Origin of the sequence: uncultured Faecalicoccus sp., assembly GCF_944327125.1 — a bacterium.
Taxonomy (GTDB): Bacteria; Bacillota_I; Bacilli_A; order Erysipelotrichales; family Erysipelotrichaceae; genus Faecalicoccus.
This window is the reverse complement of sequence record NZ_CALVGO010000008.1, coordinates 1-24,108: the sequence shown is the minus strand read 5'-3', so window position 1 is coordinate 24,108 and position 24,108 is coordinate 1. Positions and strand designations below refer to the sequence as shown.

The 24,108-nt window shown below is 40.2% G+C and carries 25 protein-coding genes, 1 tRNA gene, 1 other RNA gene, 1 pseudogene and 1 riboswitch; of the genes and pseudogenes, 18 read left to right on the top strand and 10 right to left on the bottom strand.

Features of this window, described 5'->3' with window-relative positions:
• Positions 1-6 precede the first annotated feature (6 nt).
• From Q0K03_RS02090 to Q0K03_RS02060, 7 genes are read left to right on the top strand one after another with little or no spacing between them, the layout of a single operon-like run.
• Positions 7-1,062, top strand: a complete 1,056-nt coding sequence (locus tag Q0K03_RS02090; RefSeq protein WP_297237215.1) for an ATPase, T2SS/T4P/T4SS family — start codon at positions 7-9, stop codon at positions 1,060-1,062.
• On the top strand, positions 1,007-1,924 hold the full coding sequence (locus Q0K03_RS02085; RefSeq protein ID WP_297237213.1) for a type II secretion system F family protein: 918 nt from the start codon (positions 1,007-1,009) through the stop codon (positions 1,922-1,924). Before Q0K03_RS02090 ends, Q0K03_RS02085 begins: the two co-directional genes overlap by 56 nt.
• Positions 1,925-1,939: 15 nt before the next feature.
• Complete coding sequence (gene comGC, locus Q0K03_RS02080; RefSeq protein ID WP_297237211.1) at positions 1,940-2,236, top strand: competence type IV pilus major pilin ComGC; 297 nt, start codon at positions 1,940-1,942, stop codon at positions 2,234-2,236.
• Positions 2,214-2,600 carry a competence type IV pilus minor pilin ComGD gene (comGD, locus tag Q0K03_RS02075; RefSeq protein ID WP_297237209.1) on the top strand — a complete coding sequence of 129 codons (387 nt, stop codon included), beginning with the start codon at positions 2,214-2,216 and terminating at the stop codon, positions 2,598-2,600. The genes comGC and comGD overlap by 23 nt, the downstream gene beginning before the upstream one ends.
• The gene (locus tag Q0K03_RS02070) at positions 2,584-2,763 is read left to right on the top strand and encodes a hypothetical protein (RefSeq protein WP_297237207.1); all 180 of its coding nucleotides are present in this window, start codon (positions 2,584-2,586) and stop codon (positions 2,761-2,763) included. The genes comGD and Q0K03_RS02070 overlap by 17 nt, the downstream gene beginning before the upstream one ends.
• A 4-nt stretch (positions 2,764-2,767) precedes the next feature.
• A complete protein-coding gene (locus Q0K03_RS02065) occupies positions 2,768-3,106 on the top strand; it encodes a hypothetical protein (protein ID WP_297237205.1) in 339 nt (112 codons plus the stop codon).
• Complete coding sequence (locus Q0K03_RS02060) at positions 3,048-3,464, top strand: hypothetical protein (protein ID WP_297237203.1); 417 nt, start codon at positions 3,048-3,050, stop codon at positions 3,462-3,464. Before Q0K03_RS02065 ends, Q0K03_RS02060 begins: the two co-directional genes overlap by 59 nt.
• Here Q0K03_RS02060 and Q0K03_RS02055 read toward each other — a convergent pair.
• Positions 3,461-4,072: an MBL fold metallo-hydrolase gene (locus Q0K03_RS02055; RefSeq protein ID WP_297237201.1), complete on the bottom strand. Its 612-nt coding sequence runs from the start codon at positions 4,070-4,072 to the stop codon at positions 3,461-3,463. The two genes, Q0K03_RS02060 and Q0K03_RS02055, sit on opposite strands and share 4 nt — an antisense overlap.
• Positions 4,073-4,111: 39 nt before the next feature.
• On the bottom strand, positions 4,112-4,261 hold the full coding sequence (rpmG, locus tag Q0K03_RS02050) for a 50S ribosomal protein L33 (protein WP_022355275.1): 150 nt from the start codon (positions 4,259-4,261) through the stop codon (positions 4,112-4,114).
• A 141-nt stretch (positions 4,262-4,402) separates the two neighbouring features.
• Between rpmG and Q0K03_RS02045 the strand changes: the two genes are divergently transcribed.
• Positions 4,403-5,662 (top strand): DNA repair protein, encoded by a 1,260-nt coding sequence (locus Q0K03_RS02045; protein ID WP_297237198.1) that lies wholly within the window; start codon positions 4,403-4,405, stop codon positions 5,660-5,662.
• Entirely contained in the window at positions 5,659-5,985 is a 327-nt protein-coding gene (locus Q0K03_RS02040) for a hypothetical protein (RefSeq protein ID WP_297237196.1), read from the top strand. The genes Q0K03_RS02045 and Q0K03_RS02040 overlap by 4 nt, the downstream gene beginning before the upstream one ends.
• Before the next feature lie 29 nt (positions 5,986-6,014).
• Here Q0K03_RS02040 and Q0K03_RS02035 read toward each other — a convergent pair whose 3' ends face one another.
• Positions 6,015-6,329, bottom strand: a complete 315-nt coding sequence (locus Q0K03_RS02035; RefSeq protein ID WP_297237194.1) for a hypothetical protein — start codon at positions 6,327-6,329, stop codon at positions 6,015-6,017.
• A 403-nt stretch (positions 6,330-6,732) separates the two neighbouring features.
• Entirely contained in the window at positions 6,733-7,113 is a 381-nt protein-coding gene (locus tag Q0K03_RS02030) for a mannose-1-phosphate guanylyltransferase (protein WP_156352251.1), read from the bottom strand.
• A gap of 267 nt (positions 7,114-7,380) precedes the next feature.
• On the opposite strand from Q0K03_RS02030, the gene Q0K03_RS02025 reads away from it, so the two are divergent.
• On the top strand, positions 7,381-9,837 hold the full coding sequence (locus Q0K03_RS02025) for a bifunctional UDP-sugar hydrolase/5'-nucleotidase (protein WP_297237193.1): 2,457 nt from the start codon (positions 7,381-7,383) through the stop codon (positions 9,835-9,837).
• Positions 9,838-9,884: 47 nt separating this feature from the next.
• Positions 9,885-10,496 carry a hypothetical protein gene (locus Q0K03_RS02020; RefSeq protein WP_297237192.1) on the top strand — a complete coding sequence of 204 codons (612 nt, stop codon included), beginning with the start codon at positions 9,885-9,887 and terminating at the stop codon, positions 10,494-10,496.
• A 296-nt stretch (positions 10,497-10,792) separates the two neighbouring features.
• On the opposite strand, the gene Q0K03_RS02015 is transcribed toward Q0K03_RS02020, so the two are convergent.
• The 4 genes from Q0K03_RS02015 to Q0K03_RS02000 all read right to left on the bottom strand — a co-directional run bounded on the left by Q0K03_RS02015 (position 10,793) and on the right by Q0K03_RS02000 (position 13,549).
• Positions 10,793-11,365 carry a hypothetical protein gene (locus Q0K03_RS02015; RefSeq protein WP_297237191.1) on the bottom strand — a complete coding sequence of 191 codons (573 nt, stop codon included), beginning with the start codon at positions 11,363-11,365 and terminating at the stop codon, positions 10,793-10,795.
• A complete protein-coding gene (locus Q0K03_RS02010) occupies positions 11,334-11,504 on the bottom strand; it encodes a hypothetical protein (protein ID WP_297237190.1) in 171 nt (56 codons plus the stop codon). Before Q0K03_RS02010 ends, Q0K03_RS02015 begins: the two co-directional genes overlap by 32 nt.
• A 401-nt stretch (positions 11,505-11,905) precedes the next feature.
• Positions 11,906-13,210: an RNA-binding domain-containing protein gene (locus Q0K03_RS02005; RefSeq protein ID WP_297237189.1), complete on the bottom strand. Its 1,305-nt coding sequence runs from the start codon at positions 13,208-13,210 to the stop codon at positions 11,906-11,908.
• Positions 13,211-13,473: 263 nt separating this feature from the next.
• Positions 13,474-13,549 (bottom strand) — tRNA-Asn (locus tag Q0K03_RS02000).
• A 103-nt stretch (positions 13,550-13,652) separates the two neighbouring features.
• Here Q0K03_RS02000 and Q0K03_RS01995 point away from each other — a divergent pair.
• From Q0K03_RS01995 to pflA, 4 genes are all read left to right on the top strand, one after another.
• Entirely contained in the window at positions 13,653-14,531 is an 879-nt protein-coding gene (locus Q0K03_RS01995) for a Cof-type HAD-IIB family hydrolase (RefSeq protein WP_297237188.1), read from the top strand.
• Positions 14,532-14,584: 53 nt separating this feature from the next.
• On the top strand, positions 14,585-15,994 hold the full coding sequence (locus Q0K03_RS01990) for an LTA synthase family protein (RefSeq protein ID WP_297237187.1): 1,410 nt from the start codon (positions 14,585-14,587) through the stop codon (positions 15,992-15,994).
• 61 nt (positions 15,995-16,055) lie between these two features.
• A riboswitch (ZMP/ZTP riboswitch) is annotated at positions 16,056-16,139 on the top strand.
• A 46-nt stretch (positions 16,140-16,185) separates the two neighbouring features.
• Positions 16,186-18,432, top strand: a complete 2,247-nt coding sequence (pflB, locus tag Q0K03_RS01985) for a formate C-acetyltransferase (protein WP_297237186.1) — start codon at positions 16,186-16,188, stop codon at positions 18,430-18,432.
• A 3-nt stretch (positions 18,433-18,435) separates the two neighbouring features.
• Positions 18,436-19,182 (top strand): pyruvate formate-lyase-activating protein, encoded by a 747-nt coding sequence (gene pflA, locus Q0K03_RS01980; protein WP_297237184.1) that lies wholly within the window; start codon positions 18,436-18,438, stop codon positions 19,180-19,182.
• A 486-nt stretch (positions 19,183-19,668) separates the two neighbouring features.
• Here the strand turns inward: pflA and Q0K03_RS01975 are convergent, their stop codons facing one another.
• A complete protein-coding gene (locus tag Q0K03_RS01975) occupies positions 19,669-22,119 on the bottom strand; it encodes a transglycosylase domain-containing protein (RefSeq protein WP_297237182.1) in 2,451 nt (816 codons plus the stop codon).
• A complete protein-coding gene (gene recU / locus Q0K03_RS01970) occupies positions 22,116-22,706 on the bottom strand; it encodes a Holliday junction resolvase RecU (RefSeq protein WP_297237179.1) in 591 nt (196 codons plus the stop codon). The genes Q0K03_RS01975 and recU overlap by 4 nt, the downstream gene beginning before the upstream one ends.
• Before the next feature lie 98 nt (positions 22,707-22,804).
• Between recU and Q0K03_RS01965 the strand changes: the two genes are divergently transcribed.
• From Q0K03_RS01965 to Q0K03_RS01955, 3 genes and pseudogenes are all read left to right on the top strand, one after another.
• A complete protein-coding gene (locus Q0K03_RS01965; protein ID WP_297237178.1) occupies positions 22,805-23,167 on the top strand; it encodes a DivIVA domain-containing protein in 363 nt (120 codons plus the stop codon).
• Between the two features lie 11 nt (positions 23,168-23,178).
• An RNA gene (gene rnpB, locus Q0K03_RS01960) (RNase P RNA component class B) lies at positions 23,179-23,509 on the top strand.
• 216 nt (positions 23,510-23,725) lie between these two features.
• Positions 23,726-24,108: pseudogene (locus Q0K03_RS01955) on the top strand (magnesium transporter CorA family protein); the annotation flags it as partial.

Below are 24,108 nucleotides of genomic sequence, written 5' to 3'. Positions count from 1 at the left end.
TGGGTGATGCACATGAGAGAAAAACTGGAGCAGTTGATGCATTATGCGCTGTCGCGAAAGGCCAGCGATATCCATTTGACCATACAGGATCATCAGCTCTTTATTCAGCTTCGAATCGAAGAAAAGATCGTTCCCCTGGTTCAGGATATATGGGATCCCAAGCTGTTTGAATATATCAAGTTTCTTTCGGGTTTTGATTTGACAAACCCCTTTCTTCCTCAAAGCGGACAGTTTACCTGGGATACAAAAGATAAAAAAGTGTTTTGCCGATTTAGTGTGATTCCCAATACGGAGCTGCAAACCGGGGTGATTCGAATCTTGAATACAGGGGTCAATTTTGAAATTGAACAATTGACAGAAAAGAAGGATCATCAGGACTTTTTAAAAAGTCTGGTCCACGCCCGTCAGGGACTTGTGATCACATGCGGTCCGACAAACTCAGGAAAGACGACCACCCTGCATGCGATCGTTCATTCCATCGCAATACGCTCGCAACACAAGGTAGTGTCTTTGGAGGATCCTATTGAAATAGAAGATCCGAGTTATCTGCAGCTTCAGATCAACGAAGAAATCGGGTTTACCTATGAAAAGGGAATCGAGGAACTGCTCCGACACGATCCGGATGTGATCCTGATTGGTGAGACCCGTAACGCCTATACCGCCAAAATGGTGATTCGAACGGCTTTGACCGGGGCGCTGGCTTTTACCACCTTGCATGCTTCCAACACATTGGAAGCCATTGGCCGATTAAAAGATTTGGGAATCAGTGAATATGATTTGAAAAATACATTGACGGCACTAATTTCCCAGCGATTATATACGACAGGAAAAGGAAAGGAGTGTATTTATGAAATTCTGGCAGGAAAAGATCTGCAGTTTGTCCTCAATCATCAGCGATATCCCGAAGGCTTTAACACATTGGCGGATGAAATCAAGGAAGCTCTTGTTTCCAAACGAATCCAGGATGCACAGGCAATCCATGACCTCGAGGATTTCCAAAGAGGAAATGGAACAGTTCACGATGTTGATGGAAAAAGGATTGGATACACATTTCATGATTGAAATGACATTTCGGGCCTCGGATCTGATTTTGGAGCGTCTTGAACAAGGCGATTCACTGATTGAGGCTCTGAGTTTGGATCAAAGTTCATTTTTTAAAAGGATCCGGGCATTCAACCATGTCCTTTCTTTAAAAAAATCCATTCAATGTGCTCTGGAGCTGGAAAAGATCACAAAGGGAAATTTAATTGATTTTGTCAAAAAAATGATCTATCCCTTTTTCCTTTTGAGCTTTACTTACTTGATGATCTTGTTTTTTGATGCCTATATCCTTCCGGGAATGATGAGCTTTACCCAAGAATCCAACTTTTCGATTCTCAGCGTCCTAAAGATTCTTTACACTCTTTTTTTTCTCGTACTTGGATGCACAGTGTTTCTGTGTGTCTTCCTCTGGAAAAAGAAAGAACGCCGTACGATCTTGTATCGATATGGTTTATTCAAAATCGCCCTTTTCAAAAAGATCCTGACGCTCCAGTTTTCTGTTGCGTTTTGTATCTTGCTGGGGCAGGGGCTCTCGACTTCAAAAGCCCTTCATACTTTATTTGAAATGGATGATCAATCGTTGATCTCAATCTATGCCAGAGAAATCTATTCTTCGCTAGAACAGGGGAACCGCATTGAAAAGGCAATTTCTGTCCTTCCTTTTGATACAGATTTTATCCGCTATTTTCAGATGGGCCTTCATACCTCAAATCTGGAATCCATGCTGAGTCTTTATAACGATAAGCTGAAACAAAAAGTCAACAAGGAAATCCAAAGAATGTCTTTGGTCATGCAGTGCATCAGCTATTTGAGTGTGGGTATCGTTGTGCTGGTCATTTATCAGCTTCTCTTGATGCCTTTGAATCTATTGAATTCGTTTTGAGAAAGGAGAGAAAAAATGGAAAAGAAGAATGCGTTTACTTTACTGGAGATGATGATCGTTCTTTTGATCATTACGGTGATTTTGCTGATTACTTTACCGAATATCGCTCAAAAAGAAAAGGTGATCCGTGATAAAGGCTGCAAGTCGTTGTTGACAGTTGTGGATTCTCAGATCCTTCTTTATGAAATCGAGCATGATGCCATGCCGACGATCGATGATTTGATCCAGGAAGGATATTTGAAAAAGGAACAGGCAAAGTGCCCGGATGGCACAAGTGTGGTGATCGTAGATGGACAGGCCGCCAGTCAATAATGCGTTCACGATGCTTGAGACGATGTTTGTTCTTTTGATACTGACGGTTTTTACGTGGCTGTCGATTCCGCCTTCCTTCTCATCGGTGCATCTGTTTGCCAAAAGAGTGATGGCGTATTCGGTTTTGACACAGGAAAAAGCCTTTGTGGAAAAAAGCGAAAAAGAAGTGCGAATAGAAACACATAAAGCGGTTTTTGATACTATCGAACTGGAGTATCCTTCGAGGATCACATGCGATCCCTATACTTTTCATTACAATGCAAAGGGAAATATTTCTCGAGCCAATACCATAAAATGTTATGAAGGGGAAAGAACGATCTCTTTGATTTTTCAGCTGGGAAGCGGGCGTGTCCGCATTGAATAAAAATGCCTACTTCCTTGTAGAAGCCCTGTTTGTGCTGTTCTTATTGATGTTGTGTACCTTGTTGCTGTATGAAGCGGTATTCATGTTTTCAAGAAATGGAGGATGGGTGATTGAAGAAACGATCCAGAAGGAATGGTTTTACCATGATGGAGGCTCTTCTTAGTCTTATGATCACATCGATCATTTTGATGTGTTTTGTGATCTTTGCGCAAACTTGTTTGAAAATGACACAGTTTGATGCGATGCATCAGGAGCAGATGGCCATTATTCAGCTGCGCCAGATTCTGGCCTTGTCAAAGGATATTGAGGTTCGTTCGGATTGCCTGGAAATGATCTATCGTCATGAAAAGATATCGATCGTACAGGATAAAAACCGCCTGGTCAAAAAGAATGGATATGAAATACTGATGGAAAATATAAATCATGTTTCATTTCAGGAGATAGAGAATGAAATTTTTATGGAATGGGAAAAAGAAGGACAGACGTTCTTTATGCAGGTCTATTAATGGATATATCAGTACACTGGGATTGATTTGTTTCTTTTTACTGATCCAGGTGCTGGGGTTGTTGAGCGTCTATATTTTGAACAACGCTTATCTGATCAAAGTCAATCATCAAAGCATTTTGGATCTTAGCTGTATTTCGCAAGCGGAGGCGATTGCTTTGCACAATACGCAGATTCGCGTATGCCAGAAAGATCCAAGTCAGCTGATACTAAGAAAGGAAATACAGATCCAGGATATTTTAGTTATGTTTCAAGATCAAGAAACGTATATGGAATGCTGTTATGAAAAAGACAATAAAAAAGTCCAGATGATCTTGTACTACGATGATACAGGAATCGTGGATCTGGACTATCGTTAAAGGTTTCTAAGTTCGTAATTCCATCGCTTTTCCTGAGCAATGCTGGTATTGGGGCCGTGACCGGGATAAACGGCGATGGAGTCCTCCAGCTGGCTGAGTTTTTTTAAGGATTCTTTCATCTGGATTACGCTGCCTGTAGGAAGGTCCATACGGCCTATGGATCCCTGGAAAAGGGTATCGCCTGAAAAGAGATTGCCTTCGATCATAAAGCAGCAGGATCCGCAGGAATGGCCGGGCGTATGAAGAATTTCGATTTCAAAAGGTCCGATGTGCAGTTCTTTTGGCGGTAAAGGGATCGCTGTATGGCGGCAAACGATTTCCTGATAAAAACTCATAGAGGCGTTTTGGGAAGGATCGTTTAAAAACGTGAGCTCGCTTTCATGGATATAAAGGGGCACGTTATGTTTTTCTAAAATCGCATCGACCCCGCCGATGTGATCAAAATGAGCATGTGTCAGTAAGATCGCATCCAGGCTAAGAGACTGGCTTTCTAAAAAGGAATCGATATCGAACCGGTCACCGGGATCGATCACCAGGCAGTGTTTCTCTTTGACAAGCAGGTAACAATTGGCTTGCACAGGGCCTAAGGGAAGGGTATAGATTTTCATGGTATCACCTTATAAAAAAGACCGATCGATCGGCCTTTTTTATTTCTTCTCCTTATGATCCGTTTTCTGATTACATTTTGGACAATACTTTTTGATTGTCATACGTTCAGGATGTTTCTTTTTATTACGAGTTCCAATATAATTTTCTTCTCCACAAACAGAGCATTTAAATGTAATACGATCTCTCATGGTCTGTCCTCCTTAGAATATGCGAATGAATTGTATCATAGAAAGGTTTTGGGCGCAAGAAGATTATTGCGAACTTGAAAAAAAAGAAAATAGTCTCATAACTTCATTGATAATGATACATTTCCTTTATAAGATACAGCTATGGAAACCAAAGATGTGTATCTCTGCATTGATTTAAAATCGTTTTATGCTTCGGTAGAATGCGTAGAAAGAAATCTGGATCCTTTTCAGGTCAATCTGGTTGTAGCGGATCCAACACGGGGGTCTGGAGCCATTACGCTGGCGGCCACACCGCATATTAAAAATCAAGGAGTAAAAAGCCGGGGAAGGATCTATGAAATTCCTGAAGATATTGAATATGTGATTGCACCGCCGCGAATGCATCTCTATATGGAATATTCTGCCCGGGTCTATGAAGTCTTATTAAAGTATATTGCACCGGCGGATATTCATGTGTATTCGATCGATGAGGCCTTTCTTTATATCCGGCCGTATTTGAAACTGTATCAGATGAATGCCAGAAAGCTGGCCCAAAAGATCATGGAAGATATTTATCAAAGTGTAAAGATCACCGCAACGGCCGGCGTGGGGACCAACTTATTTTTGGCCAAGGTGGCGCTGGATATCATGGCAAAACATGTGCCGGACAATATAGGGTATCTGAATGAATCGATGTTTAGGCAAAAACTATGGAGACATCAGCCGATCACAGATTTCTGGATGATTGGCAAAGGAATTGAAAAAAGGCTGAAAAAGTATGGGATCCAGGATCTTTATGCGATTGCGATGTGTCCGCCTTCTCTTTTGTATCAAGAATTTGGTGTGAATGCCGAGATCTTGATCGATCATGCCTGGGGCAAAGAACCGGTAAGGATCCAGGATATCAAAGCTTATCGGCCCAAAGGCAATTCGATCTCCAATTCACAGATCTTATTTGAAGATTATACGTATGAAGACGCGTTTTTGATCTTGAAGGAAATGGTCGATCTGAATGTATTGACATTGACGGAGAAACATCTGGTGACCAATCATATTTCTTTATATATAGGATATTCTAAAGAAGTTCGAAAACCCAGCCGCGGCTCTTGTACGATCACGAACCGCACCAATTCTTTTAAGATCCTGATGGAAGAATTTGGCTTGCTTTATAAACGAATCGCAGATGTTCATTACCCCATTCGTCAGATTGGTATATCGTTTGGACAAATCAAACCGGAATGTTATGAAGAGTATGATTTGTTTACCGATTTTAAAGAGGTGAAAAAGGAAAGAGACCTTCAGAGAACTCTTGTTCAAATTCGAAGGAAATATGGAAAAAATGCGGTCTTGAAGGGAATGAATTTTCTGGAAAAATCCACGGCGCGATACCGCAATGAAACAATAGGAGGGCATAAGGCATGAATCGGACACAACGAGCGCATATTTTTCAATCTTTTGATGCCTTGAAAGGGTATCGGGAATTGCTCTGTCAAAAAGAGAAGATCAAGGTGGAAGAGCGGATCCTTTCAGAAGATGATTGTGAGATCTTAAACCGGAAAGTCAAGAGGATACAAAAGGGGATGATCCTTACCGTTGTATATCACGATAAAACAGAGTACATCCAAATGACAGGCATGGTTGCCAAGATCGATTTTGAGAACGGGTTTGTACAAATCGTAAAAAAGAAGATTTGGCTTAAAGACATCGTCGATATGCAGGCCGATGAGCTGGATGTTCTTGTCTAAAAACAAAAAAACTTTGTCAATCGACAAAGTTAGAGAAACCATCCCACCGGACGCGTATAGACATATTGCCAGGTGTCAAATTCAGGATCATATTCTTCATAGGTTGCCTCCGAGACAATATGCAGAGTATGTCCGTTTAAAATAAGATCTTCGTAAATGAAGTTATGGCCGCAATCGCGTTCATCCAGCTTGATACCGGAGAGATCGGTCATCTCATTGGAAAGCTCCATTTTAGAAAGAAGTGCAATGATCTCTTCTTCCTTCATTCCTTCTTTCAGTGGTGTATCGATCTGGTTTTGTGACAGGTATTCTGGAAGTTCGATCAATTTGTTGTAACGTAGCATAATCATTCCTCATTTCACTTTTGTAATGGTAAACTAAGCAGGTGCAAAATGTCAATAAACAGACAAGACAGAGACGATATTTTTCGCAATAATGTTCTATACTAAAAACAAAGGGAGATAGAGGTACATATTGTTGACTCTGACATAATTCAACTTTACGTTTATATTGGATGAAAACAGTACTTTCTAGATATTGAAAAGCGACCAATCATAAAGACTGACCGCTTTGTATAATACTGGATATGAAATTGTTAAATTAGGATTTATCTTTTTCTATAATATACGACTGTAAACTTTGCTTTATTTAACACGTTGATAAACTGAAATTTAGCATAGAAAAAGCAGCCAATCTTAAAGACTAACTGCTTTGTGTGTAGGGATATGAAATTGCCAAACTGGAATTTTACTCTTTGTCGTTCAAAAGTTTATTTACTCTTTCAACCGGAAATCTGTCTTCAATGTCAATTATTTCAAACAAATTTAGGGGTAATTCTTTCTCTCCAATCAGAGTAAGATATTCATTAACAGCTCTGCGGTCAATCATAATTTTCCCATGACCGTCCCAATGACGATTGCTCTCTCTCTTTTTCAAGCCAGAAATCCAATATTCATCGCCGTTTTCAATATCTACATAGTTAGAATAACCACCATTATATTTTTGAAAAGCATGGTCATTAAAGTAAATGGTTTTCTTGGTTTTTGAAGTTTTTACATATCCAATCCATGCTGGACCATCATCAGAATATCCTGTTTTTAGTTCAATATACATTAAATCTTTAATCATTTATATCACTCCTGAATTCTAATTTATAGAAATATTATACCTTTATTTCTCACTAATTACAGTATAGAAGTGTTCTTTATGTACCTCTATCTCCCTTTGTTTTCAGTATAGAACTAAATTCTGAAGAATAATCTATACTTCAATGAATAAAGGACAACACAATACTTTTAAAAAGTTATCACCTGATTTTTTCAGTATAGAACAATAATGGTGGAATTCAACGACAATCCACTGTAATATAAAGATACACGAAAAAGGAGGAATGGAATGAAAAAACTGATGTCGCTGATATTGTCATTGGCTTTGTTTATGAATCCAATGATGGTGTTTGCTCAGGAACAGGAAGACAGTATAACGATCTATCATACAAACGATCTGCACGGATATGTAACATCTTCAGACAGTACAATTGGTCTAGGAAAAATTGCGAGTTTAAAAGAAATGAAGGCCGATTCGATTTTAGTGGATGCCGGCGATGCGACCCAGGGACTGCCGATTGCATCTTTGTCCAAAGGCGCTGACATCATTTCCTTGATGAATACAGCAGGATACGATGTGATGGCGGTAGGAAACCATGAATTTGATTTTGGCATCGATAACCTTTTGAAAAACAAGAGTCTGGCCACGTTCCCGATGTTAGGGGCCAATGTGTCTTATAATGGAGATTCTGTCTTAGAATCTTCTACGGTCGTAGAACGGGGAGAATATAAGATTGGATTCTTTGGTCTTGTGACAAAGGATACGGCGACAAGCACCAATCCTTCCGGGATCCAGGGCGTTGCGTTTGCCGATGAGATTGAAACCGCCAGGGAACAGGTGGAATATTTAGAATCCCAGGATGTCGATGCGATTGTTGGGGTCGTTCATTGCGGTGAACAAAGCGGCGGCGCCTCCACCACAGCGCAGGATATTGCCCAGGATGTGGCAGGAATCGATGTGTTGATCGATGGACACTCGCATAAAGAAGAAAATGAGGCCGTGACCAATAAAGAGACAGGCGAAACAACATTGATCGTTCAAACAGGAAGCAACGGCGCAAAAGTCGGGGAATTGACATTGACCTTCGAAGAAAATGGAAAGGTCAATGCGGCCGAAACTTTATTGGGTGTTGAAAATGTTGCGAATATTGAAGAGAATGCAGCAGTCAAAGCTCAGCTTGAAGAAATCAATGCTTCATTGTCGGAAAAACTGAGTGTGGAAATCGCACAAAGTGATACGACCTTATGGGCCGGTTCTTTAGGTGATGGAATCGCCATCACACGCGTTGTGGAAACCAATCTGGGCGATCTGGTGGCCGATGCCTTTAAGGCAAAGGCTCAGGAGATCGCGGGGAATTCTTTACCGGTGGTTGCCGTAGAAAACGGCGGAGGGGTCCGTGAAAAGTTCTCCAATGGATCCATTACCCAAAAAGATCTGGTAACGGCATTCCCGTTCTCCAATACAGTGGTTTTAAAAACGGTAACTCCAAAAGATCTCTATGGAATCATGCAGGAGGGGGCTTCGTATCTGGATGGCCAGGATCCAAAGACCGGAATGCTTTTACAGCTGGCCAATTCAGGAAGCTTTATGCAGGTCAGCGGTATGCAGGTTGTTTACAATTCACAAGCGGCATCGGTGGAGTCGATTACCTTAGATGGACAAACTACACCGTTAGATCCAGAGGATACGACGACAAAGATAATGCTTGCGACCAATAACTATGTTGCGGATTCAAAATTGCCGGGCATTGAAAAATACGCCGAAGCCGGCGGCGAACTGGAAACCATTCAGGAGTATCTTCAAAAGACAGATCTGTGTCAATACAATCAAACACAAGCACGAATCCAGTTTACCGGCAGTGAATATAAGCCGAAAGATTATCAGGCGACCGTGCAGATCTTAGATAAAGAAGGCCAGCCGTTTGCCAATCAGAGTGTGCAATTCATGGTTGATGGAACGGAATCGATGGAAGCCAGAACCGATGCCAAAGGCTATGCCTTACTGACTTTAGAAGATGGATCTCATAGTGTTCGTCTGAAATCAGGCACCGAGGAAGTCTATGTTGACAACTATTCAGGATTTGGAATCATTGAAGGAAACTATCGAGGTTCTTTCCCTGTTCTGATTACCAGCGCAACTCCAGAAGAAGAAACACCACCCGAAGAAGAGACAACAATACTTTCTAACGCTTCCGGGGTGAAGGTAGAGATCCCAGCTTCTGTTGCGGAAGGAATGGAACTGGTCGTAGCACGAATCTATGAAGGGTTGGATAACATCAAGGCCGCCATAACAAAACTGGTGAAGATCGATGGAGATAAAATAGCCGTTTATGATCTGGCTTTCACCAAAAATGGAAGTGATTATGATTTCAATAAGCAATTTGAAGCGAAAGTCATGATCCCTGTTCCTGAAGATTGGGATCCAGAATCGCTGGCTCTGTATTATTATAGTGATGAAACCAATACGGCAACAGAAATAGCTTGTCAGGTCAAGAATGGTTTTGTGGAGTTTAATACGGATCATTTCTCATACTATGTACTGGTTCAAAAAGACAATGGAAAAGAAGACCCGGATCAAACACAGAAACCAGAGTCATCGACAGAGGATAAAAAGGAAGATCCAAAAACCGAAGAAGGTTCTAAGACATCAGAACAAACCAATTCAACTCTGTATGTTCTTTTATTGGCAGTGAGTGGTGTTGTATTGATCTTGATTGGAAAATATTTGAATAAGAAAGATAAATAACCGTAAGAAGGCTTGAGATATCTCAAGCCTTTTAGAAAGAGGAAAATATGAAATTTAGTGATATTGATTTTTCGGCCATTTCCCGAATGATGGATTCCATGAGCGACGAGCAAAAAGAAAAGCTCAATGATATGGCACAGGGAATGATGGATACGATGAAAACAAATACAGAAGAAACAGAGGAAGTGGATTTCTATACCTATCTTCAAATTGACGAAGAAGAGTATATGGACCTGCCAGGAAATGTATTGGATCCAGTGGAAGCTGCCTGTGATTTGGAACAGTATTATGAAGAGGTACCAGAGAGTGATTTCAGTGCTTCGATCTTATTTTTGGCAAAAGCTGTTTTGAATATGGTTCGCCACTATCATGCACCTTTATATAAAAGCGTTCTTGAACTGGATAAATTTAGTAATCCGGCAACCACTACGCTTTATGATTATTTGTATCCATTGATGGATGAAAACAACATCCATAAGCTATGTGATGAAGGCTTTGGAGAATCCAGCTTGTGGGTGGAGCATAAAATGCTCTTGAATAAAGTGTATATGGCTCTGAATCGAGCAGAGTATGATTTTATCCATTATGAAACGTTGCAGGAAATCAAATCCATACTGTTTGATCAAAAAGGATTGATTCAAATCAAAAACTTGATATAGTATTTAGATACAGGAAGTGTTTTAGGCCCGTTATTTGGCCTTAGGCACTTCCTGTTTTACCATTTAAGGATCATAATGAAATGGATGATGGACTATAAAATAAAAACACCCTGTTTCCAGAGTGTTCATTTGCAATGGCGCCTGAAACATTACGAACAGAGCGAAAAATTTTAAAACATTACAGACAAGTATCCACCATTATAAGGGTATTTTTATTACTGTATAACCAATATAAGTGGTTATCGATTGATGTGAACCTAACTAAAAATTTGGCGAATTCTTGGCGAAAAAGGAGGCTAAGATCCTACAGAATAATCCTTTAGGTTATATACCATTAATTTGCAATTCTTTACTTCATAATAGCGAATATATTCTTCTATTTCTTGAGGCATAAGGTTAAATCCCATATCTTTATATGCCTGTATTACTTTATTGTTTGGTAAAGAAAACAAGGTTATATAACTAATCCCGATTTTTTTACTTATATTTATTATTGTAGGTAAAATAAAGTCAATGAAGATTTGTCTGCCTAACCCTATCCCGTGACCTTCAAACGTGGAAAAACTATCATTTAATGAAAAATAAGATAATTCAGCACAAGGATTATAGGTAGGATAGATGCTTTGCGTTATCCAAAAAACAGATGATGAAGACAGAGCGAAATATGCAACGATCTCTGGTTCTTTATCATCGTAGGTTATGACTACCAAATATATGGCGTATCTTAATTCATCATCCAAATAGCATGAGCATTCTTTTAAAAAAGATTCTCCAGAAGAGAATCTCTTAGACTTAAATTCCAAAATACAGGATGCATAATCTGGATAATTGTCTTTATTAAATTTTACTAACTGAAGTTTTTCTTCCATGTTTTGAATTTAATTGAATAGATTTGGCAATGAGCTCTCGTTGCTGAGCAGAAAGCTTTTTACCAACACTAGGTTTATTCAAGACACGTTCAAAAGTATTAGCAGCTTTTCCAGTCACTGGCATCAAAACAGCTTTCATTTTCATTCCTCCTCATCTTTCTGTGTATTTATTATAACATTTTGATTACTATTTTTCATAATTTTTGCTATTTAGAAAATTAAAGTAAATAGCTAAAAATGCTTTTTGGCGAATTTTTGGAAAAATAAAACACTTTCTTAATTTGCCTTTATTTAAAGCATTTCAAGAAAGTGTTCATATGCAATGGCGCCTGAAACACAACGAACGATAAATATTAAAACAGATTGATATACGCCGATAACAGCTATTTAAAAGGACTTTTTGAATTTCATTGTGCTTATAAATCGATACAAATTGATACGAATCTGACTAAAAATGTGGTGAGTTTGTGGTGAAAAATTTTAATGGATTCGGCTTTCGTAAAGTATATTTAAAGTATAATTAAAGTCTACTTTTAAAGTCTACTTTGTTATCCATTGACCTTTCTTCCGTGATCCCACTCTTTTCAGAATTCCGAGATTTTGAAGTTTAGCACAAATCTTTTTTGTTGCTCCAAGACTAATTCCTACTTTATCCGCAACGTTCTGGAGCGATAAATTACCATCATGGCTTAAAGCGTCATATACTTTTTTCTGATTTTCAGTTAATCCATTTTTATATAAAACTATATTTTTTCTAGTTGCAACATCGGGTCTATCAAAAGCCAATGGAATTGTTACCTTCAACATCCCATCATCAAAAGAAAATACTTCTTTGCCATATTTTTCAACGATAGTTGGAATTCCATGGCCGCTTTGTTCGGCATATTTGGCTGCCATGAAAATCGTTAACAAGCTTTTATTGACTGGAACGCTAGTCCCTTGATAAAATCCCTCTTTTGATAAAGAAAAGGGAAGACCACCATATGAAACTATTTCGATACGATCATCAAATAAGTAAATGGAAGGTGCTACTTCGTTTTTCCAATCATTGTGTAAGCAGGCATTAATCCAAGCTTCTCGAAAACTAGGAAAATCAAATAAAGGAAGTTCTTCTCTTATTGTATTATTTAGATTCACTTTCATTATATTTATAGTTTCAAAAAATTGCATAACTTCCGAGATAGAAATAAGCAGACATTTTCCTCCATATTCAGTTCTTTTAGACATTACGCTCTTATCAGTTCCTTCAAAGGTAATAACTTTTAAAGAAATAGAATTCCTATCGGATAATAAGTAGGCATTCATGTTGAATTTACCATTTCTGTTTATCAAACCGTAATTTGAGTAAAATTCTCTTGTAGCACTTGGATGGATTCCGTTGCCTGCTAATATGGCGAAAAGTGAATTAAAAGTAGGGTTTTGATTAGGAGATGACTTTTGACGCAAAATATCAGAATCTGAAGTAGAAAGCATTCTTCTCAAAATCTCATTTGATGCATGTTCGTCTGCTGAAACATTACGGATATAATATCTTCCATCAAATGAATATGGTATATCATATCCTCTAGCAAAAACTTTAATATATTTTCTATTAGTTTCATCTATCAATTCTTGAATATCTGCATAAATTCGAGGTTCAATCTTATCTCTTATTCTATTTCGTATATCCATTAAAGTGTTTTTGCCTATAGAAATTCCACATACATTTCCATCATCTTTTACACCATAATATACAGTGCCTTGACCATGCTTATTAAGCATGGCTACAATTGATTTCAAGCCTTTATCAAGCTGGCCTAACCCTTCTTTAAATTCTTGATATTCATTCTCGATACCGAGATTCATAACGTTCACCTCATTTCATTTAAAGTATACCTTATAAAGTATACCTTAAGTCTATTTTAAAGTCTACTTTTAAAGTCTACCACAATATTGTTACTTCTATATAAATATGATTGTGTCGATTTAAAATGTAGATTATTATAACTACTAATAACATTCAGAAACAAATGGTTCTGTGGTGAAAATGTGGCGAATGTGCATAAAAATAAAAACACTTTCTCAATTTGCCTTTATTTAAAGCATTTCAAGAAAGTGTTCATATGCAATGGCGCCTGAAACAAGACTCGAACTTGTGACCTGCCGGTTAACAGCCGGATGCTCTACCGACTGAGCTATTCAGGCAATTGCTTAATTATATTATCATAAGGTCATGCAGGATGCAATATGAAAAATTAAAAAAATTGAAAAATTGTGATACACTTTATTTGGCAAAGAAGGTGAGTCTATGATCAAAGCGATCGTAATGGATATGGATGGAACCTTATTGGATCCAAATAATAAAATCATGCCTAGCACGAAACGTGCCTTGATGCAGCTTCAGGAAAGAGGTATACAACTCATTTTGGCCAGTGGCCGAAGCTATACCCGCTTGATGCCTTACGCAAAGGAACTTTCCATGGAACGCCATCATGGTTTTCTTTTGGAGGTGGATGGTGTTGCGGTATATGACCTGTATCACAATAAAAGAAATGTGCTTCGACGTCTGACTCTTGATGAGGTCAAAAAAGCTTTTTCGGTACTGATTCAGCTGGAATGTGAGAGTATGGCCTGTTTTGATGATGGCCTGTATGATTATTTTCCCGATTCGATTCGTAAGATCAAAGAAAGGTTGCGTGAAGAAGAAAAAGTTCCTTCTGATTTTCCCTGGACTGCCGGTCCATGGGGATGGCTTTCGGATATGCGAAAAGGATATCCTAACATCACCTATATTAAAAATGTGGATGAGATTTGTCCGCCCATTAATAAACTTCAAGTGATGCAGGAGGAAAAGCCGCTGGCAGACCTGTTTACATATTTGATTAAAGAACTCCCGGACTATAACATTTTCCGTACGGCCCCCAGACAGCTTGAAATTTTGCCCAAAGGTGTATCCAAAGGGGAGACACTGCGCAAGATCATGGAAGCTGAAAATTGGAGTAAGGATGAAGTCATAGCCTTTGGAGATGGAGAAAACGACGTCAGTCTTTTCAAGGCCGTAAATACTAGTTTTGCGATGGGGCAGGCCAAAGATTATGTCAAGAAGGAAGCTAAATTCATTACTTTATCCAATGATCAGGAAGGAATATGGCATGCCTTGAAGACAATGGGTTTGATAGAAGAATAGAATGACTATTCTTCTTTTTTTCGAGTATAATACCTTAGGAAAGGGATGAGTGTGTGTCTTCGTTTTTCTTGATTTTGTTTGCATCTGTTCTGGCAAGAACCGTATCCTGGGCATTTTCCTATTTTGGACTTTCTTCTTTTGAACAGTTGATCTTTCATATCAAAGTGCCTTTGGAAGGAACCAACAAACGATTTCTTTTTGACTGGTTGATCCTGTGTCTGTTATACGGCTTGATTCTTTCTGTGCCGGTCTATCTTATCTTGGTCGTTCTATTGAAAATAACTTGGGTTAGCCTGGTCTGGTTTGGCCTTTGTCTGATTTATGCGGCGGGAAAAGTGGGATTGTTTACCTATATTATTCATCAGTTTCAAAGAAGTGATCTGTATGAAAAAGACTATATCTTTTGTGATGACACTGCGGTAAAACCGCCGAAGGAAAAAAAGAATTTGATCCACATTTATCTGGAGTCCATGGAAACGACCTATGCGTTAAAGAAGGATGGAGGGAATGCACAGGAAGAAATTCTTCCCTATTTGACATCATTGACGAAAGCCAATATTTCTTTTTCTCATCAGGAAAAAATAGGCGGAGCCAAAGTTCTGACAGGAATGGGGTGGACCACGGGAGGTATGGTTGCTTCCAGTGCCGGTGTACCATTGAATTTTCCTTTTTATCATCCTTTCTGTAAAGATTCAAGAGCGTTTATGAAAGGATTGGTTTCTTTAGGAGACATTCTTGAAAGAGAAGGGTATTCAAATACCTTGATGATCGGTTCGGATGCGGTTTTTGGAGGACGAAAGTTTTATTACGATCAACATGGGCATTATGACATTCAGGATATCAAAAAAGTAAAAGACGAAGGATGGCTTCCCAAAGATTATCATGTGTTTTGGGGCTATGAGGATGAGAAGCTTTTTGAATTTGCGAAAAAGAAGATCACGCTTCTGGCCAAAGAAGACAGACCATTTAATTTTGAGATGCTGACGGTGGATACGCATCACCCTTACGGGTATCAAAAAGAAGGGGAAGATCATCCATTCAAAGAGGGAATTTCAAATTCGATTTATCATACCGATTGTCTTTTAAAAGATTTTATGAGCTGGCTGGAAAAACAGCCTTTTTACAAGGATACCGTTGTGGTGATCCAGGGCGACCATACCAGTATGGCTGCCCAATATATTCACCATAATTATGAGAAAAGCTTCGACCGCAGGATCTGGAATTGTTTTGTGCATAGTGTGAAGCAACCGCTTAGTACAAACCATCGTGAGTTTTCAACCCTGGATCTTTTTCCAACGATTCTATCGTCAATGGGTTTTGAATTGCCTAAAGGCGGTCTGGGTCTGGGCAGAGACCTTTTTGGGGCTGAAAAAACGCTGTTGGAAAAGTATGGAGAAAAGGATCTGAATCTGAAAATAAAGCGTCAATCAAAGCTGTATAAAAAGAAAATTTTGGGGTTATAAAATTGAAAATTGTTTCATGAACATATTCGTTGACACTTCAACTAAACTTCGATATGATGAAATCACCTTATATGACTGACGGGACCAGTGGAATAGACCACGTGAAGTATAAGTGTAATTTGAGCCGACCGTCTGGGCCCGACAAAGCCTGGGGTTGGCTTTTTTGTATACGTTCAAGAGGAGGATAAGACATGTTTGAACAGTGGAATGGATTTACCGGAACCAAATGGAAAGAAGAGGTCAACGTAAGAGATTTTATTCAGAATAACTATGTTCCTTACGATGGCGATGAAGCCTTTTTGGCAGAACCGACCGAAGCGACCAACCGTTTATGGGACGCTTTACAGAAGCTCCAGAAAGAAGAACGCGCCAAGGGCGGTGTTCTTGATATGGAAACGGAAGTTGTTTCCAGTCTTACGGCGTATGGTCCAGGCTATATTGATGAAAACCTGAAAGATCTGGAACAGATCGTTGGATTACAGACTGATAAACCGTTAAAACGAGCGTTTATGCCTTACGGCGGAATTCGTATGAGCATGGAAGCTTGTGAAACCTATGGATATCATCCAAGTGAAAAGATCACTGAGATCTTCACCAAATACCATAAAACGCATAACGATGCCGTATTCAGCGCCTATACTCCGGAAATGCGTATGGCTCGTAAAAACAAGATCATTACCGGACTTCCGGATACTTATGGACGTGGACGAATCGTAGGAGATTACCGCCGTGTTGCCTTGTACGGAATCGACTTTTTGATCGAAGAAAAACAAAAGGATCTTTCCCTGTGCGGGGATGGAACGATGACGGACGATGTGATTCGTTTAAGAGAAGAGATTGCGGATCAGATCCAGGCATTAAAGGATATGAAAGAAATGGCAGCCATTTATGGTTATGATATTTCTCAGCCGGCTAAAAATGCCAAAGAAGCGGTTCAATGGGTATATTTTGGATACCTGGCAGCCATTAAGACACAAAATGGGGCGGCCATGTCTGTTGGACGTATCTCAACGTTCCTGGATATCTATATGGAACGCGATTTGAAGAATGGAACTTTGACGGAAGAAAAGGCCCAGGAGCTGGTTGATCACATGGTCATGAAATTCCGTATGGTCAAGTTTGCCCGTATTCCTTCTTATAATCAGTTGTTCTCTGGAGACCCTGTATGGGCTACACTGGATGTTGCCGGTTTAGGTATGGATGGCCGTCATATGGTCACCAAGACATGTTTTAGATTCCTTCATACACTGGAGAACATGGGACCTAGTCCAGAACCAAATCTAACGGTACTTTATTCCAGCCGTCTTCCAGAACCATTTAAAAAATACGCAGCGAAAGTCAGCGTGGCTACATCTTCTTTACAGTATGAAAGTGATGACGTGATGCGTCCGGAATGGGGCGACGATTATTCGGTTTGCTGCTGCGTCAGTGCTACCCAGACGGGAAAAGAGATGCAGTTCTTTGGAGCCCGCGCCAACCTGGCAAAATGTCTGCTGTATGCCATCAACGGCGGTGTGGATGAAAGAACCAAAATGCAGGTAGGACCGGAATACAAGCCGATCACCAGCGAAGTGTTGGATTTTGATGAAGTCATGCATAAATACGATCTTATGATGGACTGGTTAAGCGGCTTGTATGTCAATACATTGAATCTGATTCAGTACATGCACGATAAATACTATTATGAATCGGCTTTGATGGCATTGATCGATACAGACGTAAGACGTACTTTCGCAACCGGTATTGCCGGATTCTCTCATGTAGTAGACAGCTTGTGCGCCATCAAATATGCCAAGGTGACTCCGATTCGTGATGAAGATGGAATTGCGGTAGATTATAAGATCGAAGGCGACTTCCCACGTTATGGAAATGATGATGACCGTGCCGATGATATCGCGGTATGGCTATTGAAGACATTTATGAATAAGATTCGTAAACATCATACATACCGCAACAGTGAACCGACCACTTCGATTTTGACCATCACCAGCAACGTGGTTTATGGAAAAGCGACAGGAACTTTACCGGATGGAAGAAAGGCGGGAGAACCGCTTTCTCCAGGGGCCAATCCTTCCTATGGAGCTGAGAAAAACGGATTGTTGGCTTCTTTGAATTCCGTCGCAAAATTGCCATATGAATATGCATTGGATGGAATTTCTAATACACAGACGATCAATCCAGGTGCTTTAGGACACAATGATGAAGAGCGCGCAGAGAATCTTGTTCATGTTATGGACGGATATTTTGATCAGGGAGCTCATCATTTGAATGTGAATGTATTTGGCGTTGAAAAATTGAAAGATGCCATGGAACATCCGGAAAAAGAGGAATACCAGAACTTTACGATTCGTGTCAGTGGATACGCGGTAAAATTCATCGACCTGACTCGCGAACAGCAGCTGGATGTCATTGCCAGAACTTGCCACGATCATCTATAAGATATGAAGGGAAGTATTCATTCGATTGAAACATTCGGCTCGGTTGACGGGCCGGGTGTTCGTTATGTGATCTTTTTACAAGGATGCCGTATGCGTTGTCAGTTTTGCCACAATGCGGATACCTGGAAGATCAAAGAACCGGACCAGGAAGCCAGTGAAGTTTTAAAGAAGGCTTTGCGGTATCGCTCTTATTGGAAAGATAAAGGCGGAATCACGGTTTCTGGCGGAGAACCTCTTTTACAGATGGACTTTTTGATCGAGCTGTTTGGTCTGGCCAAAGAACAAGGAATTCATACGACCTTGGATACCTCTGGGCAACCCTTTTCTAAAGATCCTTCTTTTTTGGAAAAATTTGATCGATTGATGGAAGTGACCGATCTTATTCTTTTAGATATCAAACATATAGGACCCAAAAAACATAAAGAGCTGACGGGATGGGACAATCAAAACATTCTGGAAATGGCTCAATATCTCGATTCCATTCATAAGCCTGTCTGGATACGCCATGTTTTGGTTCCATATCGAACGGACGAAGATAAAGCTTTGAAAGAGCTAGATGCGTTTTTGTCCCGGCTGGAAAATGTGGAACGGGTCGAGGTTTTGCCTTATCACACTTTGGGAGCTTATAAGTGGAAGGAACTGGGATTGGATTATCCGTTGGAAGGAATTGATCCACCGTCTCAGGATCGTATTCAGAATGCCAATTCATTACTTCATACAGATCGGTATCAACAATATTTAAATTGCTGAGGGCACAAGACTTGTGTCCTCATTTTTATAAAAAAGAATGGATAACCAAAGCTAAACGGGGGTTTACCAAACTAGTTGGGGTCTTCAACTGGGGGATGTCGATTATCCAAACTTAACCGGGGTCAACAAACGGGGTTTGATAAAAAATTACCTCTGGATCGATACCATTAAATCGTGATATCTTCCAGAGGTTTTTTATTACCGGCTCTTTTTAGCTTTCCTATAGCCGCCCCTTTTCTTTCCTGGTTTGTGAATCTCTTTATCCGGTGGGAATCTTCCGTATGGAAGCATCATCTCTATGTGTCCATAAGATCCTATTTCGATTAAATTGAAAGTTTGATATTCCATGGGATTGAGCGCTATCTTATGAACGATTCTTTTTGATTTCGATTGAAGATTTGTCAGGCTCCAATTAACTAGACTCCTTTAAACTTTGGATATCCAAAAGAATTAAAAAGAACTGAGCGCGCTCAGTTCTTTTTGTCGTTATAACCATCGGAAGATGTTGTATAGAAAGTTTTTTGGAAGAGTGAATAACCCTTGTGTGGTTGGAGTATCTGGATCGGTAGTGCCCGTTCCCCCAAAGATACAGGCTCCATTTTGCCATGTACCTCCCTGGCTGATACATTGTTGCTGCTGATCTAAACTAGGGTCGGTCGGCTGGCTTGGATCGGTGCCGGTACCAGGATCTGTGCCTGGATCGGTCGGCTGGCTTGGGTCGGTTCCCGGGTCGGTGCCAGGGTCAACAGGGGATGGATTTTCTTCCTCAATATCTTCTTCCTCTTCTTTGTCTTCTTCGTCATCTTTATCCTCTGTGTCATCTGTATAATCCTGAATTTTTCCTCCACCGGTGATCTTTGTGTCGCCTTGGGATAAGAATTCCGTTTTGATATAGCCGCTTCCATAGTGAGAAACTCCGTTTGGCTGCTCTATATCTTTATAGTTATAGAATTTCTGACAATAATCCAGAATATAATCCGAGATATGGAACGCCGTCGCATCAAATAAAAGACTATTGGTGAAGTAATAACCTAATGCTTCATTTTCTTTGCTGAATCCTGTCCATACAGCTACAGTCACACAATCGGTATAGCCAATCGACCATTCATCACGGGCGGCTCCTTCTGGAATTCCCTGACTCACACCAGCGTCTGCCCAGTCGGATGTACCAGATTTGGCATACACCGTGTAGTTTGGATTGTAAAGAATCTCGTTGAAGTTTTGATAATTTCCGGTCACGACACCCGCTAACAGATAGGATGTCATAAAGGCCGCTTCTTCACTGACTAATTCGTACTTGGTTGTATCGCCTTTGATTTCCTGTTTATCTGAACGGCGCACAATACGGCGGACAGTATGGTCGTTGATTCGAGTCCCGCCATTGGCAAGCATCGAGTAAGCGCTGGCCTGTTCACGAGGAGATGCATACATCGAAGAACCACCAATGGAATACTGTTCGTTGAAGTTGGAATAAGTATCTTCCCGATACCCCAGTTTTTTACAGAACTCAACCCAATAATCGTAGCCGGTTTCTTTGATCAGTTCTTCCATAGCCTGGGCTGCCGGGGTATTCAAAGACAGACCTAAAGCTGTTTGAAGATTGACAACGCCTCGATAGGTCCTGTCGGAGTTCTGCAGGTCCTGACCTGTATGGAAGTAGTCATCTCCGTGGTCGTTGATCTTATGCTCTGTGGACCATCCTAACAAATCAAAGGTGGAAGAATATGCCACAAGCGGTTTCATGGAAGATCCCGGCTGTCTTTCATAAGTGGAACGGTCCGTTTTGACTGCTTCATTGTAATAATTACGACCAGCCCCCACAGCGAGAACTTCACCGGTCTTATTGTCGATGACTGAGAATCCGGTATCCAGCTGTTCGATTGGGAAATCAATGATATTTCCAGCACAGATATCGTAGGCCACTTGCTGTAGTTCAGTATTTAAGGTGGTGTAGATATCCATTGGAACAACGGCAGGGTCCTGTCCGGTCAATTCGATAACTTCCTGCGTCACCTGATAAATAAATGGAGCGTTAGGATCGTTTCCCGATACATTGGTATACTTTAAGGCAAATTCCAATCGGGTGTTTTTGGCCAGGTTATATTCTGTTTCGGTAATGTAGCCGTGCTGATACATCAGCTGAAGTGTCGTGTTTCGTCTTTCGGTCGCATTGGCCAGATAATCTTGAGAAGAATCTGTCAAATTGTTCAGCGGGTTGTATGTGGCAGGGGCATTGATACATCCTGCCAGGAAAGCCGCTTCACTTAAATTCAGCTGACTCACATCTTTATTGAAGAAATAATTGGCCGCTTTCTGGATGCCTCGGGTGTTGTCGCCAGAACCAAACCAGATACGGTTTACGTAGTATTCAAAGATCTCTTCTTTATCTAAAGTCTGTTCGGCAATCAGTGAAAGGTAGATTTCCTGTATCTTAAGCTTGATGCTTTCGAAGGTGGAAAGGCCGCCTTTTTCTGCCTGGATCTTTTCTTTCTGCTTGGAAGTAAAAGTGTTATCGATCAGCTGCATGGTCAAGGTGGATCCTCCCTGAGCCAAAGAGCCCGATCGTAAGTTGGTCATGGCACTGGCGATAAAACGAGGAAGGTCAAATCCGTTATGATCGAAATAACGGCTGTCTTCAATACTTAAGAAAGCATCAATAACATCTTGCGGAATCTGATCAAAAGTGATATTTTCCCGAATCTCTGGGCCCATTTCGGAAATGACATTTCCATCCCGGTCATAGATCCGGGAGCTGGACATCGTGGTCAGATCTCCTTCGACAAACTGCATGCCTTCTGGATCGTTGATGATATTGACCAGAATAAAGAAGACAGAGATGCATCCAACTAAAAATATAGAAAGAACACCAATCGCTAATTTGTTCCAAATATCGAGTTTTCTTCGCTTTTTTGGTTTGGTTTTATTTTCCTGTGTCATTTCTTATCCTCCTTAAAATATAGGGCGTCTACGATTTTCAAATAATCCAGGCGGGGAATGTATCCTTCCTGGATCTGGTGCCCGTTTTCCTTAAACCAGGAATAAGGGATCGAGCTTTTGGAAATCGTTTCAATTTCATGAATCAATAAAGGAGCATCAACCAGATAGGTTTCGTTGTATGAAGTAAAACGAATCACAAAGAAACCTATGCCTCCATGTTTTTCCACTTTCTTTAAATGCTTGATTTGATGAGAATGAATGATCCCGATGGGAAACTGGACTTTATTTTTGGTTTCTTTGGCCTCAAAGTCTATATATCGCCCCCGATAAAGGCCGTTGTAGTCCGTAGTCGAAGGCGTTTTATAATAAGCTTCCGTGATCTTGGCCTTGTTTCGGGCCGGGTAATCCACATGAACGACTTGAACGGGTGTCGGCTTTTTATAAATCAAAGCTTTGTCGGCTTCTCGATAATAAGCGTTTGAATCGTTTAAATCGCTTTCTAAGCGCATTCCACGGTGCGTATGGAGATCTTGAGCTCCTGTCGATCGGACCGTAGAAATGGCGGTTGGATACTTCACTATACTCATCGTTCTCATTATATATGAAAACATTTCAACATTCAAATATGGTTGATTTTTCAGGCTAAAAACGGCATAATAATGAGTAGTGTTCAGGAGGAATCAAAATGGCAAAAGGAATGAATTTGACCGCTCAGGAAATCTTTGAAAAAGAGTTCCATGTTGATATCAAAGGGTATGCTCCGGCAGAAGTTGATGAATTTTTAGATTTGGTTATCGAAGATTATCAGTCTTATGACGAAAAAATGGAAGAATTAGCGCAGGCTTTGACACGCTATGAAGAAAAAATCAAAGAACTTCAGCAGGAAATCAATTCTTTAAAGAATGAAAATCAGAATTTAAATGACAAAGTCAATGCCGACTTTGTGAATGGAAATACAGATATGGTCGATATCTTAAAACGTATTGCCCGTTTGGAAAATGCGGTATTCCATACAACGAACAGCGCTCCTGTAAAAGAACAGGAATAAAAGATCATATACGATTTCGACAGTCGCTGGCGTAAGCTAGAGGAAAGTCCATGCTCGCACAGTCTGTGATGACTGTAGTGTTTGTGCTGGATGAAGTCATAAATCCAGGCAGGTTTGATCCTGACGGCTGAGTCTTTTCCTAAGGGATTTCTATGGAAAAGAATCTTTAAAAGTGCCACAGAGACGAGCTGTTCAGGAAACTGAACAGGTGGAACGGGTAAACCCCGCAAGCGAGAAACCCAAATTTGGTAGGGGAACCAGTCGGAATGAAACGAAAGGAAGACTGGATAGTATATTTACTATAGATAAATGACTGTCTAATACAGAACATGGCTTATGAAATCGAACATAACGGGAGAGATCCCGTTATTTTTTTGTCAAAAATGTAAAATCTTGATCAAAGAGTCCTTCTCGCTTTTATTTTTTGTGATACAATGTTTAGGCATGAAAGTAGGTGAAATTATGTCTCCGGACCCGTTAAGTAATAATGTACGAATACGAATCATGATGGAAAACGGAGGCATGCAGTAATGTCTCCGTCATAGAGGAGGGATTGCTGTGTTAGAATTCTACAAAACTTTTGATGATGGAACCCGCCGTATCGATGCCCCGGAAAAAGGGTGCTGGATCAATGCGGTGGCCCCTACAGAAGAAGAACGAAACTTTTTGATTGAACATATCGGTGTGCTGCCTGAATTTGTAAAATCATCTTTGGATGATGAAGAAAGTTCCCACATCGATTATGATGATGACTTTGATCAGACTTTAGTGATCATCGACTATCCGGATTCCGATGAGAGTGAAGCCAATAAAAACGAAGATTATACAACGCTTCAATATAAGACCAATCCAATGGGTATTGTTATCCTTAAAGGATATGTTGTGACGATCAGTTTATATGAAAGCTGGTCTTTACAAGATATGGCGCAGGGAAGGATCCG

Bases quoted from the DNA above. Each gene is read 5' to 3' on its own strand.
- recU (WP_297237179.1), bottom strand. From the start codon at position 22,706: ATGAGTATAGTGAAGTATCCAACCGCCATTTCTACGGTCCGATCGACA.
- Q0K03_RS02045 (WP_297237198.1), top strand. From the start codon at position 4,403: ATGGAAACCAAAGATGTGTATCTCTGCATTGATTTAAAATCGTTTTAT.
- comGC (WP_297237211.1), top strand. From the start codon at position 1,940: ATGGAAAAGAAGAATGCGTTTACTTTACTGGAGATGATGATCGTTCTT.
- pflA (WP_297237184.1), top strand. From the start codon at position 18,436: ATGAAGGGAAGTATTCATTCGATTGAAACATTCGGCTCGGTTGACGGG.
- Q0K03_RS02040 (WP_297237196.1), top strand. From the start codon at position 5,659: ATGAATCGGACACAACGAGCGCATATTTTTCAATCTTTTGATGCCTTG.
- Q0K03_RS02060 (WP_297237203.1), top strand. From the start codon at position 3,048: ATGAAATTTTTATGGAATGGGAAAAAGAAGGACAGACGTTCTTTATGC.
- Q0K03_RS02005 (WP_297237189.1), bottom strand. From the start codon at position 13,210: ATGAATCTCGGTATCGAGAATGAATATCAAGAATTTAAAGAAGGGTTA.
- rpmG (WP_022355275.1), bottom strand. From the start codon at position 4,261: ATGAGAGATCGTATTACATTTAAATGCTCTGTTTGTGGAGAAGAAAAT.
- Q0K03_RS02055 (WP_297237201.1), bottom strand. From the start codon at position 4,072: ATGAAAATCTATACCCTTCCCTTAGGCCCTGTGCAAGCCAATTGTTAC.
- comGD (WP_297237209.1), top strand. From the start codon at position 2,214: ATGGACAGGCCGCCAGTCAATAATGCGTTCACGATGCTTGAGACGATG.
- Q0K03_RS01965 (WP_297237178.1), top strand. From the start codon at position 22,805: ATGGCAAAAGGAATGAATTTGACCGCTCAGGAAATCTTTGAAAAAGAG.
- Q0K03_RS02030 (WP_156352251.1), bottom strand. From the start codon at position 7,113: ATGATTAAAGATTTAATGTATATTGAACTAAAAACAGGATATTCTGAT.
- Q0K03_RS02010 (WP_297237190.1), bottom strand. From the start codon at position 11,504: ATGAAAGCTGTTTTGATGCCAGTGACTGGAAAAGCTGCTAATACTTTT.
- Q0K03_RS02035 (WP_297237194.1), bottom strand. From the start codon at position 6,329: ATGCTACGTTACAACAAATTGATCGAACTTCCAGAATACCTGTCACAA.
- Q0K03_RS02020 (WP_297237192.1), top strand. From the start codon at position 9,885: ATGAAATTTAGTGATATTGATTTTTCGGCCATTTCCCGAATGATGGAT.
- Q0K03_RS02085 (WP_297237213.1), top strand. From the start codon at position 1,007: ATGGAACAGTTCACGATGTTGATGGAAAAAGGATTGGATACACATTTC.
- pflB (WP_297237186.1), top strand. From the start codon at position 16,186: ATGTTTGAACAGTGGAATGGATTTACCGGAACCAAATGGAAAGAAGAG.
- Q0K03_RS02015 (WP_297237191.1), bottom strand. From the start codon at position 11,365: ATGGAAGAAAAACTTCAGTTAGTAAAATTTAATAAAGACAATTATCCA.
- Q0K03_RS01995 (WP_297237188.1), top strand. From the start codon at position 13,653: ATGATCAAAGCGATCGTAATGGATATGGATGGAACCTTATTGGATCCA.
- Q0K03_RS02090 (WP_297237215.1), top strand. From the start codon at position 7: ATGCACATGAGAGAAAAACTGGAGCAGTTGATGCATTATGCGCTGTCG.
- Q0K03_RS01975 (WP_297237182.1), bottom strand. From the start codon at position 22,119: ATGACACAGGAAAATAAAACCAAACCAAAAAAGCGAAGAAAACTCGAT.
- Q0K03_RS02025 (WP_297237193.1), top strand. From the start codon at position 7,381: ATGAAAAAACTGATGTCGCTGATATTGTCATTGGCTTTGTTTATGAAT.
- Q0K03_RS02065 (WP_297237205.1), top strand. From the start codon at position 2,768: ATGATCACATCGATCATTTTGATGTGTTTTGTGATCTTTGCGCAAACT.